This is a genomic window from Duganella sp. BJB476 (genome assembly GCF_003416895.1).
Taxonomy (GTDB): domain Bacteria; phylum Pseudomonadota; class Gammaproteobacteria; order Burkholderiales; family Burkholderiaceae_D; genus Rugamonas.
The window spans coordinates 59,443-75,477 of record NZ_QVIO01000005.1; the positions used below are offsets into that span (position 1 = coordinate 59,443).

Genomic DNA, 16,035 nt, shown 5'->3' on the forward strand with positions numbered 1-16,035 from the left:
TGCACTAAATATGACACACTTCCTCACCAAAAACGTGCGCAACGTTCAAAAATGAGGACAGAACAAAGTACTTTCGTACACAATACAAGACAGCTTTAGCGCAATCGTTGTACACGATGTAGTTAGCATGGTTCCTGCTTTATGCAGTGTGAGTACCACCCTCACGGAGAATCGATCGATGCCATCACCAGGCAAACGCAAACCTCGCAAGGCCGAAGCTGCGGCCATCGCCGTGGGCGCGCCTGCCGCCACCAAGCGCGGCACCACCGCCGTCGACCTGCGCATCTATCGCGCGGTCGTCAACGCCGTCATGAGCCACCGCCTGCCTCCCGGCACCCACCTGGGCGAAGCCGATTTCTGCGAACTGTATCAAGTCAGCCGCACCACCGTGCGCAAGGCGCTGCAAAGGCTGGCGCACGACCACATCATCGAGCTGCGGCCCAATCGCGGCGCGGTGATCGCCTCGCCCACGCCGGAGGAAGCGCGCGACATCTTCGCAGCCCGCCGCGCCATCGAACGGGAGATCGTGCCGCTGGTGATACGCAACGCCACCCCCGCCTCGCTCAAGCAGATCCGCGCCGCGCTGCACGCCGAGGACCAGGCCCGCCGCACCGGCGACCGCGCCGGCTGGATACGCCTCGGCGGCGAGTTCCACATCCTGCTGGCGGAACTGGCCGGCAACCAGGTGCTGCAACGCTTCATGGCGGAGCTGGTGTCGCGCTGCTCGCTGATCATCGCCCTGTACGAAGCGCCCGGCGCCACCATGTGCGAGAACGACGAGCACCAGGACCTGGCCACCCTGATCGAGCAGGGAAAAATCAAGGAGGCCACCCATTTGATCGAGCACCACCTGCTGGAAATCGAAGCGCGCCTGCATCTGAATGAGCAGGACAAGAAAGTGAATCTGGCCGAGGCGCTGTCCGGGTATTAGCGGCGTGGCCCAGGAATTGCTAGAGAAGTCGATGAGATTGAATCCAATCGCCACAACGAATTGGATACAAAAGAAGTTCTTACAAACCGTACTGTCCACTTTATCTCACTGAATGGAGTTCATGATGTCCCGTCTCGCTTCCCGCACCGCCCTCGTCCTCCTCGCCAGCTGCGCCTGCGCCGCCCACGCCGCCGACTGGAGCGACACCTCGCTCAGCTACCGCTACGGCACCAAGTTCGCCGAGCCGTTCAACAACAACGACATCACCAAGAACATCGTCAACCTGAGCAGCGTGTCCGGCTACAAGTACGGCAAGAACTTCTTCAGCGTCGACTTCCTGATGTCGTCGGAACTGGACCCGTCGTCGGCCGGCGCCAAGAGCGGCGCGCATGAAGCCTATGCGCTGTACCGCCACACGCTGGACCTGGGCAAGGTCACCGGCAATAGCTGGGCCTTCGGTCCGGTGCGCGGCGTCGGCGCCACCGCCGGCTTTGATTTCAACAGCAAGACCGACGCCGGCTACAACTCCAAGAAGCGCATGATCGTCGCCGGCCCGACGCTGATGCTGGACGTGCCGGGCTTCCTCGACGTCAGCCTGCTCGCGCTGTGGGAGAGCAACGCGCCGTTCAACACCTTCACCGGCGCCGCCACGCCGCGCTACGCCTACAAGACCCACCCGATGCTGACCGCCGCCTGGGGCATCCCGTTCAACGTCGGCATTCCGCTGTCGTTCGAAGGCTTCGCCAACTTCATCGGCACCAAGGGCAAGAACGAATTCGGCGGCGACACCGCGCGCGAAACCAATATCGACATGCAGGTCATGTACGACATGAGCGCCGTGGTCAGTGCGCCGAAGAACACCTTCAAGGTCGGCGTCGAATACCAGTTCTGGAAAAACAAGTTCGGCAACCCTGACACCAACAATCCTGGCGCAACGGCGAAAACGCCGATGGTCCGCGCCGAATACCACTTCTAACTCCGTCCAAAGGAAACCGTATGATGAATCGTCGCAAAGTACTGGCACTGGCCGCGCTGGCCGCCGCAAGCATCGGCCTGTCCGCCTCCGCGTCCGCAGCGGAGCCGCTGAAGATAGGCTTCGTCTACGTCGGCCCGGTCGGCGACGCCGGCTGGACCTACGCCCACGACCAGGCCCGCCTGGCGATGGAGAAGGAGCTCGGCGCCCAGGTCAAGACCACCTACGTCGAAAACGTGCCGGAAGGCGCGGATGCGGAACGCGTGATCCGCAAGCTGGTCGCCGGCGGCAACAAGCTGATTTTCACCACCTCCTTCGGCTACATGAATCCGACCGAGAAAGTCGCCAAGAGCACGCCGGGCGTGGTGTTTCTGCACGCCACCGGCTTCAAGACCGGCAAGAACCTCGGCACCTATGAATCACGCCTGTATGAGGGCGCGTACCTGAACGGCGTCATCGCCGGCAAGATGACCAAGTCCAAGACGCTAGGCTTCATCGCCTCCTTCCCCGTGCCTGAGGTGATCCGCAACATCAACGCCTATACGCTGGGCGCGCAGAGCGTCAATCCCGGCGTCAAGACCAAGGTGATCTGGGTGAACTCGTGGTACGACCCGGCCAAGGAACGCCAGGCGGCGGAAACCCTGGTGGCGCAAGGCGCGGATGTGATGGCACAGAACACCGACTCGCCGGCCACGCTGCAAGTGGCGCAGGAAAAAGGCGTGTACGCGTTCGGCTGGGATTCGGACATGTCCAAGTTCGCACCGAAGGCGCACCTGACGGCGGCCACCAACAACTGGGCTCCCTACTACATCGAGACCGCCAAGGCGGTCATCGCCGGTACCTGGAAAACCGGCGATTACCATGGCGGCATGAAGGAAGGCATGGTCAAGATGTCGCCCCTGAACGCCGCGGTGCCTGCCGAAGCGGCCAAGGTGTTCGAAGAGAAGAAAGCTGCGCTCACCGCCGGCACCCTCGCGCCGTTCACCGGTCCGATCAAGGACCAGTCGGGCGCGGTCAAGTACGCGGCCGGCGTGGTGGTGCCGCTGAAGGACCTGCTGTCGATGAACTTCTACGTGCAGGGCGTGGAAGGCTCGATTCCGAAGTGACCCCTGATCCGGTCCTGTTGAACGACTGGCACCCGGTCGCGCTCTCGCAAGAGATCGTGGCCGGCGCGATCGCCGCCACCGACCTGCTGGACACGCGCCTCGCCCTGTGGCGCGACAGCGGCGGTGCGCTGCACGCGTGGCAAGACCGCTGTCCGCATCGCGGCACCCGTTTGTCGATGGGCGCACTGCACGGCGACACGCTGCGCTGCGCCTACCACGGCTGGACCTTCGGCAGCGAAGGCCGCTGCCGGCACATCCCCGCGCTGCCGGCGCTGGGCGAAGCGAACCTGAAGGCGCAAGTCGCCACCTTCCGTGTGCAGGAATGTCATGGCCTGGTGTGGGTCTGCCTCGGCGAGCCTGCCGTGGCCACGCCAGCGCCGCCGCGCTTTCCCGAATTTTCCGACCCGGCCTTGCGCAAGGTCTGGTGCGGCCCGTACGACGTGCAGAGCAGCGGGCCGCGCATCGTCGAGAACTTCCTCGACATGGCGCATTTCGCCTTTGTCCACGAGGGCATACTGGGCTTGCAGGAACAAGCCGCCATCGCCAACTACACCGTCGAAACCTTTGACGATGCCGATTACGGCAGCGGCGTCTGGGCCAGGCAATGCCGCGCATGGCAGCCGCAGGCCAGCAAGGCCGCCACCGGCGGCGCCGACATCGAATACACCTACCGCGTGGTGCGTCCACTGACGGCGGTGCTGACCAAGCATCCGGTGGACAGTGTGCGCGAGGCGATCGCGCTGATGCTGCAACCGCTGACCGAAACCACTACCCGCGTCTGGATCATCCTGGCGCTGGACGACTTCACCTCCGGCGACGACGAACTGCGCCAGTTCCAGGACACCATCTTCCTGCAAGACCGACCGATCCTGGAAAGCCAGAGCCCCGCCAGGCTGCCTTTGATACCGGGCGCCGAAGTGTCGGTGGCCTGCGACCGCATGTCGCTGGCCTACCGCGCCTATCTCAAACAGCAGAACCTGCGCTACGGGGTGCTGCGCAACGATCAGGAGACAACATGAGCAACGCCACCGATCAGGACCACGAATTCCTCACCCGCGTGCTGGCATTGGCGCAGCGCTCGCGCGACGAAGGCCACCATCCCTTCGCCGCCATGGTGGTCGCCGCCGACGGCACGGTGATCTCGGAAGCGATGAACGCCTCCAGCAGCGACCGCACCGCGCACGCCGAGATGAACGCGCTGCGCCAGGCATCGCAGCGCCACGGCCCCGAGCAGCTGGCGACGGCCACGCTGTACGCCAACGCCGAACCTTGCGCCATGTGTGCCGGCGGCACCTACTGGAGCGGCGTGGGACGGGTGGTGTACGCGATGTCCGAAGCGAGCCTGCTGGCATTGACCGGCAGCGATCCTGAAAATCCGACGCTGTCGCTGCCCTGCCGCGAGGTGTTCGCGCGCGGCCAGCGCCCGACTGAAGTCATCGGACCACTGCGCGAGGACGAGGCGCGGCAGGCCCACGCAGGATTCTGGAAAAAATAGCTGATGCATTTCATGCAAGTCGGGATCATAATTGTGATCCGGCCTGGTGGAGAGCACAGTGGCAAATTCTACAAAATTGCGGTGTGAGTTGCGCGCAGCGGCGTTTGCCGCCTGCGCCGCGTTATTGGTCGCCTGCGGCGGCGGCGGTGGCGATTCCAGTGCGGCGGTAACTCCCACGCCCCCGGTCACGCCCACCACGCCGACGGTGCCCGGCGCCTTCGACGACACGCTGGCCTATTCCAACCTTGCCAGCGGCTCGCTGTCCACCCCCAATGAAAACGCCGCCGTCATCGCCAGCCATATCCAGCTGAACGGCCAGCAGTTCAACTACACCGCCACCACCGGCCACCTGACCGCCACCGACGTCCGTACCGGCAAGGCCTCGGCCTCGTTCTTCTACGTCGCCTACACCGTGGCCGGCGCCGGTGCGGCCAAGCGGCCCGTCACCTTCTTCTACAACGGCGGCCCCGGTTCCTCCTCCACCTATTTGCATCTGGGTTCGTTCGGGCCGCGCCGGCTGGTCAGCACCATACCCAACGCCACCGTCATGCCGGTGCAGCTGGTCGACAACCAGGAAACCCTGCTGGCACAATCGGACCTGGTGTTCGTGGACGCCATCGGCACCGGCTACTCGCAAGCCATCGCGCCCAACACCAACCAGACCTTCTGGGGCGTGGATGCGGACGCCGCCGCCTTCCGCGATTTCGTGCAGCGCTACGTAGCCGTCAACAAGCGCGAGGCCTCGCCCAAGATCCTGTTCGGCGAATCGTATGGCACGCCGCGCACGGCGGTGCTGGCCAACCTGCTGGAACTGGCCGGCGTGCAGGTGGCGGCAGTGGTGCTGCAATCGTCCATCATGGACTACAACAGCAACTGCGGCGTGCTCGATCCGGGCGCCATCAGCTGCGAAGGCTACGTCCCGACCTACGCCGCCACCAGCGCCTACTACCAGCGCAGCAATCCGCTGCCCAGCGATTTCAGCGCCTACGTGCAGCAGGCGCGCGGCTTTGCCGCCGGCGACTATCGCAGCGCCATGACGGCTTACCTGGCCAGCAAGGTTGCACCGCCGGCCGGCGTGATCGCGCAGCTGGTCGCCTACACCGGCCTGCCGGTGCTGACCTGGCAGCAGAACTTCGACATGGGCCCGGACTACTATCAACGAAACGCCGTGCCGGGTAGCCTGGTGGGCCGCTACGACGCCCGCGTCTCCGCGCCCAACGGCAGCGCGCTGACGGTGGACGGCGATCCCTCGCTGACGGTCATCAACTCCGCCTTCGTCAACGGCATCGCGAGCTACCTGGCCAACGAGCTGCACTACAGCGCCCGTTCCGGCTACACCAGCAGCAACAACATCGTCGACCAGTGGAACTTCAGCCACGACGGCAAGCAGCTGCCGGACACCATTCCGGACCTGGCCGCCGCCATGACGCTGAATCCGTCCATGAAGGTGCTGTCGGTCAACGGCTACTACGACCTCGCCACTCCCTTCCACCAGACCGAACTCGATCTGGCGCGTTTGGGTGCAAATCCGCTAATTGTGCTCAAATATTATGCAAGCGGGCATATGACGTATCTAGACGACAGTGCGCGCCGGGCACAGCAAATGGATTTGATTAATTTCTTCAACAGCGTCACAGTGACACCATAAGCCATGCGCCAGGCTCAACAAGCTGCGCGGGGGAGACGATCATGAAACTGCTAGTCCACATTGCCATGCTGACCGCCGCCACAGCCTGCGCCTGCGCGCATGCCCAGGCGCCGAATCGGGAAGACGCGCCGGTCATGATGTCGGCGCCGCTCCATCCCGATCCCTATATCCCGCCGGCCATGCGCAAGCCGCCGCGCGACGGCGCCTCCGGCCCGGTATTGCAATACCAGGCCATGCAGAAACTGAAACGACGTTTTGAGGAAGCCGACCTGGACGGCAGCGGCAGCCTGAGCCGCGAAGAAGCGCACAAGGCCGGCCTGGGCTTCATCGAGAAAAACTTCGACCATATCGACAGCGCCCAGCGCGGCGTGGTCACCTTCGAAGACTTGAAGACCTTCATCATCCAGCGCCGCGAAGAAGCGCGCTCGCGTTGAGCGGCGCGCTTCTTCGGCTTACAGCTTGTAGTTCAAGCCCAGCAGGAACTGGCGGCCGTAGGTGGTGTAGCGCTCGGGCGCGTACGAACCGCCCGAGAACGCATCGCCCTGGCGTGTCTGGTAAGGCGAGTTGTTCAGGTTGTTCACCTGGAACAGGAAGGACAGGCCCTTGTAGCGGCCTTCCTCGATCGCATAACCCAGCTGCAAGTCGATCTGGCGCTCGGCCAGGATCTCGCTGAAGGAACGCTGCGCGAACAAGCCCGTCACCTCGCCACGATACGCCGAACGGTAGCGCCGGCTGGCGCGCGCCTGGTAGCCCGCTTTCTCGTAGTAGACCGTGAAGTTGGACACCACGCCCGACAGCCCCGGCAGCTTCTCCTTGGTGCCCGGACCGTTGGGATGGATCGAGCTCTCGGTGCCGGACATGCTGCCCGTCACGCCGAAGCCTTCCAGCGGTGCGTACAGCAGGCCGCCGTCCAGCGCGCCCGACAGCTCGACACCCTTGACCAGGCCGCCGGCGCCGTTGGTCGGCCGGTTCAGCGTGCCGATGTCCTGCAGCGGCACCACGCCCGACGGGTTCGGGAAGCCGGCAAAGCTGAACGCGGTCTGCTGGTTGTAGATGTAGCTCTGCAGCTTTTTATACCAGAGCGCGGCGGCGATGTAGCTGCGCTTGCCGATGTATTTCTCCATCGACAGGTCGTAGGAATTGGCGCGCCACGGCTCCAGCTGCGGATTGCCGCCGCTGCCGTTCCACATGCGGGTGGTGGCGTCGACCCCGCCCGAAACGCCGGCGCGCATGTCCTGCATCTGCGGGCGGGCCACCGTCTTGGCGGCGCCGAAGCGCAGGTTGGTGGTGTCGAGATACTTGCCGAGGTCGAAGTTCAGGTTCAGGCTCGGCAGCACGTCGGTGTAGTTGGCGCCGCCGGTGATCGAACCCAGCTTGCCGGCGTTGACTGTGGCGCCGCGCGATTTCTGGTCGACGTTGACCGCTTGCAGGCCGAGGTTGCCGCGCAGCGGGAAGGGGCCGATGTCGGTGTCGATGCCCAGCCTGGCGTAGGCGGTGGTGACTTTCTCGGTCACGCCCCAGTCCTGCAGGGCCTGGTCGTCGGGACGAGCCGGCTGCATCGTGTAGTACTTGCCCAGCACGCCCATGACGTCATAGGTCAGCACGCTCGGGATACCGGCGAAGGCCAGCGAGGTCGACGGCTGGATCAGGTCGGGCGAGACGACCGCCGGCGCGCGGCCGTTGTTCAGGTTCCAGTAGTTGTTGGTGTCGGCGTGGGTCTTCTCGCGCTTGCTGAAGTTGACGCCGCCTTCCATGTTGCGGAACATGCCCTCCAGGTCGCGCTTGGCCGAGAACTTGAGCGAACCCAGCTTGTCCTCCACCACCGGGTGGTGCATGTCGGCGTCCTTGCCCCAGCCGCCGACGTCGGTCAGCTTGATGATGGACGGGTCGGCGAAGTTGAGGCTGGGCGTGAAGGTCGGCAGGCCGCTGGCGGTCGGGATGCGGAACTGGAAGTTGTTGTCGGTGATGTGCGAGCCGGCCGGGCCCAGGCCGGCATAGGTTTCCAGCACCATCTCGCGGCGCTTGGCGCTCGAGTACGACGCATCGCCCACCAGCGTCCAGCCGTCCTTCTTGTAGGTGTTGTTCCAGCCCACCGCGCCCAGCTGGTCCTTGCGGGTGTTGAAGTCGTTGCGGACGATGGGTTCCAGGTTGACCAGCGAACCGCCCACCAGCAGACGGGTGCCGCCTATGGTCTGGATGATCGGGTTGGTGTAGATGACGTCGCTCCACTGGTGCGAGTTCCACATCATGCCGCGCATGGTGGTGTCTTCCTTGAACTCGGAATAGTACAGGTCCAGCGAGGTGCGGAATTCCTTGGTCGGACGGTATTCGATCACGCCCATCAGGCCATCGCGCTTCTGCTTGCGCGAGGTGGCCGTCACTTCGGCGCCCTTCAGCGCCACCACGTCTTCATCGCCCTTGGGCAGCTTGTTGTCGGTGCCCCACCACCACGATTTGTATTCCTGTTGCTGGCCCGGCGAATCCAGGTGGGCGTAGCCGAACGCCACGCCCAGCGTGTTGTTCATGAACTGGTCCACATACGAGGCGCTGATGCGGTTGCCGTTGGCCGAGGTGTTCGAGTTCAGCTTGCCGTTGGAATTGTGCTCGCCGCGCGCGTTGAACACGATGGTGCGTTCACGGATGTCGAGCGGACGCACGGTGTGCAGGTCCACCGTGCCGGACAGGCCGCCTCCCGCCAGCGATGCATCCGGCGTCTTGTAGACGGTGACGCCGTTGATCAGCTCGGACGGATACTGGTCGTACTCGGCGCCGCGGTTGTTGCTGGTGGAGACCAGTTCGCGCCCGTTCATCAGGGTGCCGGAGAAGTCCGGCGCCAGGCCGCGGATCGAGATCACCTGCGCCCGGCCTTCGACGCGCTGCGCCGTCAGGCCGGCCAGGCGGGCGATGGATTCGGCGATGCTGACGTCGGGCAGCTTGCCGATGTCTTCGGCGGTGATGGCCTCGACGATGGAATCGGCGTCGCGCTTGACCGCCATCGAGGTCTCGATGCTGCGGCGGATGCCGGTGACGACCACCGACTGGACTTCCTTGTCGTCCGCAGCGGCGGACGGTCCCTGCTGCGCCCATGCCGGGGCGGAGGCGAACACCAGCGCCGCGCAGGCGGCGGCGATCGGTGTCAGTACGAGTGCTTGGGTTGGCTTGCTCATCATCTGGTCTCTCTTATAGTTTTAGACGTGGTGGGAACTGCAAACGGCTACTGGCGGAACTGCTATGACGCGAAATGGAAGCGCTTCCACTTCTGTGCTGAAAAAACTGCCGCGCAACTGCACGACAGTGCTGGTTATGGTTTCCAGGTAAACGTGGCGACGCTGGCGGCCGGCAAGGTGTAGCTGAAGCTGCGCTGGCCCGGCGCCAGGCGCACGGCGAAACTGCGCGGCGTCTTGGCCGAGTTCACCACCAGCAGCGCCACCGAACCGTCGTCGGCGTTACGGAAGGCCACCGTGTCGAGCTCGTTGTAGCCGCTGCTCGAGGCAATGCGGCGCGCGCCCTGGCGCACGAAGCGGCTGGCGTGGGCCAGCGCGTAATACTCCTCGTTGCGCGTGACCTTGCCGTCACGGCTGTCGATGGTGACGACGCCGCGGCAATCCTTGCAGCCGCCCAGGTGCGGGCCGTCGTTCTCGTCCAGCGCCAGGTTCCACAGCAGCACGCCCTTGGCCCAGCCGCGCGTGGTGCCGATCACCAAGGTGCGGGCGAAGTGCTGCAGATTGTCCGACCACACCGGCGCCCATTTGCCGCCCGAGCATTCGGTGAAATAGGTGTCCTTGTCCGGCCAGCGGTCGTGCAGCGCGGCCTGCACCCGCACGTCGCCGTTGTAGCCGTGCCAGGCCACGCCGTTGACGTATTTGTTGGCCACCGGGTCTTTCAGCACATCGGCCGGCGAGCCCGGCTCGTCCCAGTTATGGTCCCAGTCGAGGATGCGGGTTTGCGGATGTTCCTTCGCCAGCAGCGGGCCCAGGTGGCCGCCGATGAAGGCGGCGCGCTTGGCCGGCTCGACCCGCATGCCGGGATAATCCTTGGGTTCGAAGTGCGGTTCGTTCTGCAAGGTCAGCGCGTAGATCGGCACGCCCTCCTTCTCATACGCGCCGATGTAGCGCGACAGGTAGGCGGCGAACGGCGCGAACGCTTCCGGCTTCAGGGTGCCCTGGATCAGGCTGTCGGTGCTTTTCATCCAGCCCGGCGCGCTCCACGGCGAGGCCATCACACGCAGATTCGGATTGATCGCCAGCGCGGCCTGGGTGACCGGCAGCACGTCGGCGCGGTTGGGTTCGATGGAGAAATGCGCCAGCGATGGATCGGTCTGGCCGGGGGGCATGTCGTCGAAGCTGTAGTGGCTGCGCGAGAAGTCGGAGGCGCCGATGGTCAGGCGGGTGAAGCTGAAGTTGGCGCCGGGCGCCTTGCCGAACAGCTCGTTCATCAGCGCGCCGCGCTGCTGCGGGTTCAGGCGGTTCTGGATCAGCCAGGCCGAGGCGTCGGTGATGGCGGCGCCGAAGCCCACCATCTCCTGGTAGCGCTGGGCGGGATCGACGTCGATGACGATGGCGGCCTTGACGCCGGAACCGAAGGCGGCGTCGGCGCCGCGCGCCAGCAGCTTGCTCTGGTCGCCGGTGGTGATCCACGCTTGCACCGGCCCCTGAGCCTGCGCCGCGCCGTGCGCGCACAGCAGCAACGGCAGCAACAACGGCACGGCAAGCCGGCGCAACAACGGTGATAGCGGATGGCGGACGTGCGAAGGGCGCGAGGCCGCATCGCCCGGCAGAGCGGGGCTGGCTGTGAACATTCTGTCTCCATGCAGAAGGGTCGTGGCCCGTCCGTCTGTGGTTTTTACATGAGTGGAAACGCTTCCATTTGTTAAATTCACTATAGCACCGCGAATTCTGCGATGTCAATCAGGGAAAAGCGCCAGCGGTGTTAATTGGTGAGTTTTCGGCGTGCAAAAAGTGCGCAAAATTAAGTTGGCCGCCCATCGCGAAACCAGTATTCTGCCCCTTCGCCATCGGCGATTTTTCGCTGTCTCGAATTTGCCACGCTGGACCAACCACCCACGCCACAGGAGTCCCACATGTCCACTTCCGACCAAACGCCCGACCTGGTGTTTTATCTCAACGGCGAGCGGGTCCAGCTGCCCACGGTCGATCCGACCGTGCTGCTGGCCGACTACCTGCGCTCGCCGGAAGTCGGCCTGACCGGCACCAAGATAGGCTGCAAGCAAGGCGGCTGCGGCGCCTGCACCGTCATGCTGTCGAGCTGGAACGAGGACAGCCAGCAGGTCGAACACCGCTCGGTGAACTCCTGCCTGCGGCCGGTGGCCTCGCTGGACGGCATGCTGGTGACCACGGTGGAAGGCACGGGCAGCGTCAAGTCCGGCTGCATCAGCACCGTGCAGGACGGACTGGCCTGCAACAACGGCACCCAGTGCGGCTACTGCACGCCCGGCTGGGTGATGAACATGACGGCCGCCGTGGCCCAGCGCGGTCCCAAGCCGGGCACCAAGCAGGAGATCGAGGCCATGTTCGATGGGAATATCTGCCGTTGCACCGGCTACCGTCCCATCCTGTACGGCTTCAAGAAAACCTTCGCCTCCGACTGGAACCCCAAGGTCGACGAGGCCGGCAGCATGACGTGCGAAGTCGACCCGGCCGAGAAGGTGGACAAGGTCGCGCCGGTGGAGATCGCCTTCCCCGCCGAGCTGCGCAAGCCGCCGCGCCCGGTGCACTACTCGGCCAACGGCTATCACTGGTTTCGGCCGCTGACGGTGTCCAGCGCCATCGGCCTGATGCGCGACTTCCACGACCGCGCCGACTTGCGCCTGGTCGGCGGCAACACCTCGATCGGCATCTACCCGCGCACAGTGGAAAATCCGCACGTGTTCATCGACATCTCGCACGTGCCGGAACTGCATGAGCTGAGCCTGGCGGACGGCCAGCTGCGCCTGGGCGGCGGCCTGCTGTACGCCAAGCTGCTGGACTTCCTCGACGCCGCCAACGACCGCGCGCCCAACGCCGGCCTGCAAGCGCTGGCCTACATGGCCGGCCGCACCGCCGGCGGCATCGTCCGCAACGCCGCCACCCTGGCCGGCAACACCATGCTGGTGGTCACGCATGCCGAACAGGGCGTGCCCTTCCCTTCCGACGTGTACACGGCGCTGGCCGCGCTGGGCGCGACGGTGACGGTGGCCGCCCCCGACCAGGCCGAGCCGAAAACCCTGCCACTGCTGGACCTGCCCGCCTACTGGCGCCAGCACGCCGACGGCTGCGTGCTGCTGTCCTACCAGCTGCACCTGACCGGCGCCGACGAATACGCGCAAACCTACAAGACCGCGCAGCGCGAGGTCAACGCCCACTCCATCGTCAACGGCGGCATGCGCGTGCGGCTCGACGCGCAGCAACGCGTGGCCGACATCACGCTGGTGTATGGCGGCATGTCGCCGACGGCCACCCGCATGCCGCACACCGAGCAGGCGCTGCGCGGCCAGCACTGGGACGCCGCCGCGCTGGCCAAGGCGATGCCGGTGCTGCGCCAGGAACTCGATGCGCTGGCCGACCGCTACGCCGCCCACTACGCGCAGCTGCCCGACGAAGGCTACAGTTCCACCTACAAGCGCCAGCTGGCCGAGTCGTATCTGTACAAATTCTTCATCGCCGTCTGCGAATGGCGCGGCCTGCCGGTGCCGCCGGCGCTGCGCTCGGCCGGCGAACGCGGCGAGCGGCCGGTGTCGACCGGCACGCAAGCCTACGTCACCTACACCGACCAGTTCCCGGTGCATGTGCCCTACGTCAAAATCGAAGCCATGCTGCAAGCCACCGGCGAAGCCCAGTACATCCACGACATCCCGATGCCGCCGACCGGCATGAACGGCGCGCCGGTGCAGAGCCAGGTCGCGCTGGGCAGCTGCATCTACCAGGTGCCCGGCGTGGCAGGCCCGGCCTCGCCGGCCGAGGTGCTGGCGGCGCTGCAGGCGGTGTATCCCGGCGTGAAGGACTACATCACCGCCATCGACGTGCCCGGCGCAGTGATCGACGGCATGGCGCTGGACGATCCCATCTTCGCCATCAGCGTGGCCGTCAGCGCCTGTCCGAAAGGCGCGCTGCCCAAGGGCTACAACCCGCGCGCGCCGCTGATCCTGACCGGCTACGGCCAGTGCATCGGCATGGTGGTGGCGCGCAACGAACAGCTGGCGCAGGAAGCGGCGTTCTACCTGCAAACGCATTTCTGCCGGTTCAGCGCCGAGCGCCCGCAGATCGAGCTGCCGGACACCGACGCCGCGCGCAACAAGCTGGTCTACCTGGACCAGCCGGCCGGCGCGCCGTGGTATTCGCATATCTGGAAAATCACCCGCGCCGGCAGCAGCCTGGACTGGGTGGCGCCGCGCACGCCCGAACAGCCGGACCTGAAGCGGCCGGTGGTCGACTACAAGGTGGCCATCGCCAGCGACATCTACGGCGCCGTCAGCTGCACCCGCACCGCCAGCCAGCAGAAGGTGGGCAGCCAGATCCACTTCTACATGGAGACGCAGTCGAGCTACGTCGAACCGGTGGAAGACCGCCAGGTGCGCGTCTACGCCTCCACCCAGGACGCCAACGTGGTGCAGGGCGCCGTCGCCAGCGTGCTGCAACTGCCGGTCAACAAGGTCGACGTGCGGGTGCGCCGCATCGGCGGCGGCTACGGCGGCAAGTGCGGCCAGTCGGCCTTCGCCAGCACCATCGCCGCGGTCGGCGCGTGGAAGCTGAACCGGCCGCTGCGCATGGCCGCGCTGCGCCAGGTCGACACCGCCATGTTCGGCCACCGCCACCCGGCGCTGGGCAACTACAACATCGCCATCGGCGACGCCAGCAACCCGCTCACGCACGGCAAGCTGTTCGGCTTCCAGGCCGACTACTGGCTCGACGGCGGCCGCACCTACGATTGCAGCTTCGTCATCAGCGACTGCATGTCGCTGCGCAGCGACTCGGCCTATTTCATTCCGAACTGGTCGTGCACCACCGACGTCTGCCGCACCGACAAGACCACCAACACCTCGATGCGCACGGTGGGCATGATCCAGGGCGCCATCATCGTCGAGGACGCGATCGAGGCGGCCGCGCACAGCGTCGGCCTGACGCCGGAGCAGGTGCGCGCGCGCAACCTGTACGTGCAGGGCCAGGTCACGCCGTATGCCGAACCGCTGGAGTCGTGCTACATGCGCGAGGTGTGGCAGTACACGCTGGACAAGGCCGACTTCACCAGGCGCGCGGCGGCGGTGGAGCAGTTCAACGCCGCCAACCGCTGGCGCAAGCGCGGCATCTCGGTGCTGCCGGTGAAGTACGGCTCGGGCTTCAACCTGGCGCTGCTGGAACAGGGCGGCGCGCTGATCGAGGCGTATTCGCAGGACGGCACGGTGCTGGTGCGGCACGGCGGCATCGAGATGGGCCAGGGCCTGAACACCAAGATGGCGCAGGTGGTGGCGTACGCGCTCAATGTCCCGATCGGCATGATACGGGTGGCGGAAAACGACACCGCCGTGGTGCCCAATCCCGAGAGCACCGGCGCCTCGACCGGCACCTCGTTCAACGGCCTGGCGGCGCAGCAGGCCTGCGGCGAACTACGCGGCCGGCTGGAGGCCTATTGCCTGGGCCTGCTGACCGCCAACGGCAACGAGTGGTGCGCCGCCAACCAGATCAACTTCTGGGACTACAAGGAAGGCTGGCGCACCGAGGTGGTCCACAACGGCAAGACCATGACGATGTGGGCGGTCATCGTCGGCAACGCCTTCAACGAGCGGCTCAACCTGTCGGCGCAGGCGCGGGTGGCGATCGACGGCGGCACCCATCCCGACGGCAACCTGGAATTCAAGAAGGTGGACGGCAAGCCGGCCAAAGAGGAGGTCGACTACTTCACCGGCTACACCTACAGCGCGGCCTGCATCGAGGTCGAGCTCGACGTGCTGACCGGCGAGACCACCATCCTGCGCGCGGACGTGGTGTACGACGGCGGCAAGTGCCTCAATCCGGCGATCGACGTCGGCCAGGTGGAAGGCGGCTTCGTGCAGGGCCTGGGCTATGTGACCAGCGAGGACCTGAGCTACCAGCCGGCCGATTCCAGCACCGAGCCCAGCGCCACGCGGCCGGCGCCGGGCGCGCTGTACACCACCAACACCTGGGAGTACAAACCGCCGGCAGCGCAATCGATCCCGCTGCAGATGAACATCATGATGTTCCCGCGCGAGCTGGCGCCGAACGCGCCGCCGGACCAGGGCGATATCCTGTCGGCCAAGGAAATGGGCGAACCGCCGATGACGCTGGCGGTGGCGGCCTTCTTCGCGATCAAGCGCGCCGTGCTGGCGGCGCGCAAGGACCGCGGCCACCACGAGTGGTTCCAGATGGAGTCGCCGGCCACGGTGCAGCGCGTGCACGAGGCCTGCCTGGTCGACACGGCCGACCTCAGCGCGGACTAGTGGATGGACAGCACCGCACGCACGCTGGAATCCAGCGCGCTGCGGTCGATATAGCCGACCAGGTTGGGGTTGTCGGCCACCAGGCGCTTGATGGCGGCGCTGTCACCCGATTCCACCGGCGGCTGCCCGCGTCCGGTGAACAGCATGTGGGCCCAGTAGGCCTTCATCTGGGCCGGCGCCTTGCCGCTGCTCTTCAGGTAGAACACGTCGCGCACCGGCGAGCCTTCGGTCTGGTCGATCGGCACCGCGTGCTGGCCGTTGGGGAAGTCGACCGCCTTGCCGAGGAACAGGTCGGCCGCCTGCTCGCCGCTCAGGGCCTTGACGGCATTGCGGGCCGAGACGATCACCACCACCTCGGCGCGGCTGCAACTGCCGGCCAACAGCAGCGCGGCCAGCAGGCAATGGGGGATGGACTTGTGCATGATCTGCCC

Annotated in this window: 11 protein-coding genes; 8 read left to right on the top strand and 3 right to left on the bottom strand. The window is 65.7% G+C overall.

The features are described from left to right. Positions 1 to 178: 178 nt before the first annotated feature. The 7 genes from D0T21_RS20075 (at position 179) to D0T21_RS20105 (ending at position 6,587) form a co-directional block, all read left to right on the top strand. Positions 179 to 931 (top strand): GntR family transcriptional regulator, encoded by a 753-nt coding sequence (locus D0T21_RS20075; RefSeq protein WP_116991127.1) that lies wholly within the window; start codon positions 179 to 181, stop codon positions 929 to 931. A 124-nt stretch (positions 932 to 1,055) separates the two neighbouring features. Beyond that, complete coding sequence (locus D0T21_RS20080) at positions 1,056 to 1,907, top strand: outer envelope protein (protein WP_116991425.1); 852 nt, start codon at positions 1,056 to 1,058, stop codon at positions 1,905 to 1,907. 20 nt (positions 1,908 to 1,927) lie between these two features. Next, positions 1,928 to 3,010, top strand: a complete 1,083-nt coding sequence (locus D0T21_RS20085; RefSeq protein WP_116991128.1) for a BMP family ABC transporter substrate-binding protein — start codon at positions 1,928 to 1,930, stop codon at positions 3,008 to 3,010. Continuing rightward, a complete protein-coding gene (locus tag D0T21_RS20090) occupies positions 3,007 to 4,029 on the top strand; it encodes an aromatic ring-hydroxylating dioxygenase subunit alpha (RefSeq protein WP_116991129.1) in 1,023 nt (340 codons plus the stop codon). Before D0T21_RS20085 ends, D0T21_RS20090 begins: the two co-directional genes overlap by 4 nt. Continuing rightward, on the top strand, positions 4,026 to 4,505 hold the full coding sequence (locus D0T21_RS20095) for a nucleoside deaminase (protein WP_116991130.1): 480 nt from the start codon (positions 4,026 to 4,028) through the stop codon (positions 4,503 to 4,505). The genes D0T21_RS20090 and D0T21_RS20095 overlap by 4 nt, the downstream gene beginning before the upstream one ends. A gap of 58 nt (positions 4,506 to 4,563) precedes the next feature. After that, complete coding sequence (locus D0T21_RS20100) at positions 4,564 to 6,153, top strand: S10 family peptidase (RefSeq protein WP_199538510.1); 1,590 nt, start codon at positions 4,564 to 4,566, stop codon at positions 6,151 to 6,153. Between the two features lie 41 nt (positions 6,154 to 6,194). After that, entirely contained in the window at positions 6,195 to 6,587 is a 393-nt protein-coding gene (locus tag D0T21_RS20105) for an EF-hand domain-containing protein (protein WP_229211569.1), read from the top strand. A gap of 18 nt (positions 6,588 to 6,605) precedes the next feature. Here D0T21_RS20105 and D0T21_RS20110 read toward each other — a convergent pair whose 3' ends face one another. Next, complete coding sequence (locus tag D0T21_RS20110; RefSeq protein WP_229211570.1) at positions 6,606 to 9,323, bottom strand: TonB-dependent receptor; 2,718 nt, start codon at positions 9,321 to 9,323, stop codon at positions 6,606 to 6,608. 131 nt (positions 9,324 to 9,454) lie between these two features. Further along, positions 9,455 to 10,951, bottom strand: coding sequence for a glycoside hydrolase family 30 beta sandwich domain-containing protein (locus tag D0T21_RS20115; RefSeq protein WP_116991132.1), 1,497 nt, complete (start codon positions 10,949 to 10,951; stop codon positions 9,455 to 9,457). A gap of 282 nt (positions 10,952 to 11,233) precedes the next feature. Between D0T21_RS20115 and D0T21_RS20120 the strand changes: the two genes are divergently transcribed. Then, entirely contained in the window at positions 11,234 to 15,604 is a 4,371-nt protein-coding gene (locus D0T21_RS20120; RefSeq protein ID WP_116991133.1) for a molybdopterin cofactor-binding domain-containing protein, read from the top strand. On the opposite strand, the gene D0T21_RS20125 is transcribed toward D0T21_RS20120, so the two are convergent. Continuing rightward, positions 15,601 to 16,026, bottom strand: coding sequence for a phosphate ABC transporter substrate-binding protein (locus D0T21_RS20125; protein ID WP_116991134.1), 426 nt, complete (start codon positions 16,024 to 16,026; stop codon positions 15,601 to 15,603). The genes D0T21_RS20120 and D0T21_RS20125 overlap by 4 nt on opposite strands. Between the last annotated feature and the right edge of the window lie 9 nt (positions 16,027 to 16,035).

Excerpts from the sequence above, each read along its gene's own strand:
- D0T21_RS20125 (WP_116991134.1), bottom strand. The coding sequence starts at position 16,026 with ATGCACAAGTCCATCCCCCATTGCCTGCTGGCCGCGCTGCTGTTGGCC.
- D0T21_RS20115 (WP_116991132.1), bottom strand. The coding sequence starts at position 10,951 with ATGTTCACAGCCAGCCCCGCTCTGCCGGGCGATGCGGCCTCGCGCCCT.
- D0T21_RS20085 (WP_116991128.1), top strand. The coding sequence starts at position 1,928 with ATGATGAATCGTCGCAAAGTACTGGCACTGGCCGCGCTGGCCGCCGCA.
- D0T21_RS20075 (WP_116991127.1), top strand. The coding sequence starts at position 179 with ATGCCATCACCAGGCAAACGCAAACCTCGCAAGGCCGAAGCTGCGGCC.
- D0T21_RS20095 (WP_116991130.1), top strand. The coding sequence starts at position 4,026 with ATGAGCAACGCCACCGATCAGGACCACGAATTCCTCACCCGCGTGCTG.
- D0T21_RS20110 (WP_229211570.1), bottom strand. The coding sequence starts at position 9,323 with ATGATGAGCAAGCCAACCCAAGCACTCGTACTGACACCGATCGCCGCC.
- D0T21_RS20080 (WP_116991425.1), top strand. The coding sequence starts at position 1,056 with ATGTCCCGTCTCGCTTCCCGCACCGCCCTCGTCCTCCTCGCCAGCTGC.
- D0T21_RS20105 (WP_229211569.1), top strand. The coding sequence starts at position 6,195 with ATGAAACTGCTAGTCCACATTGCCATGCTGACCGCCGCCACAGCCTGC.
- D0T21_RS20120 (WP_116991133.1), top strand. The coding sequence starts at position 11,234 with ATGTCCACTTCCGACCAAACGCCCGACCTGGTGTTTTATCTCAACGGC.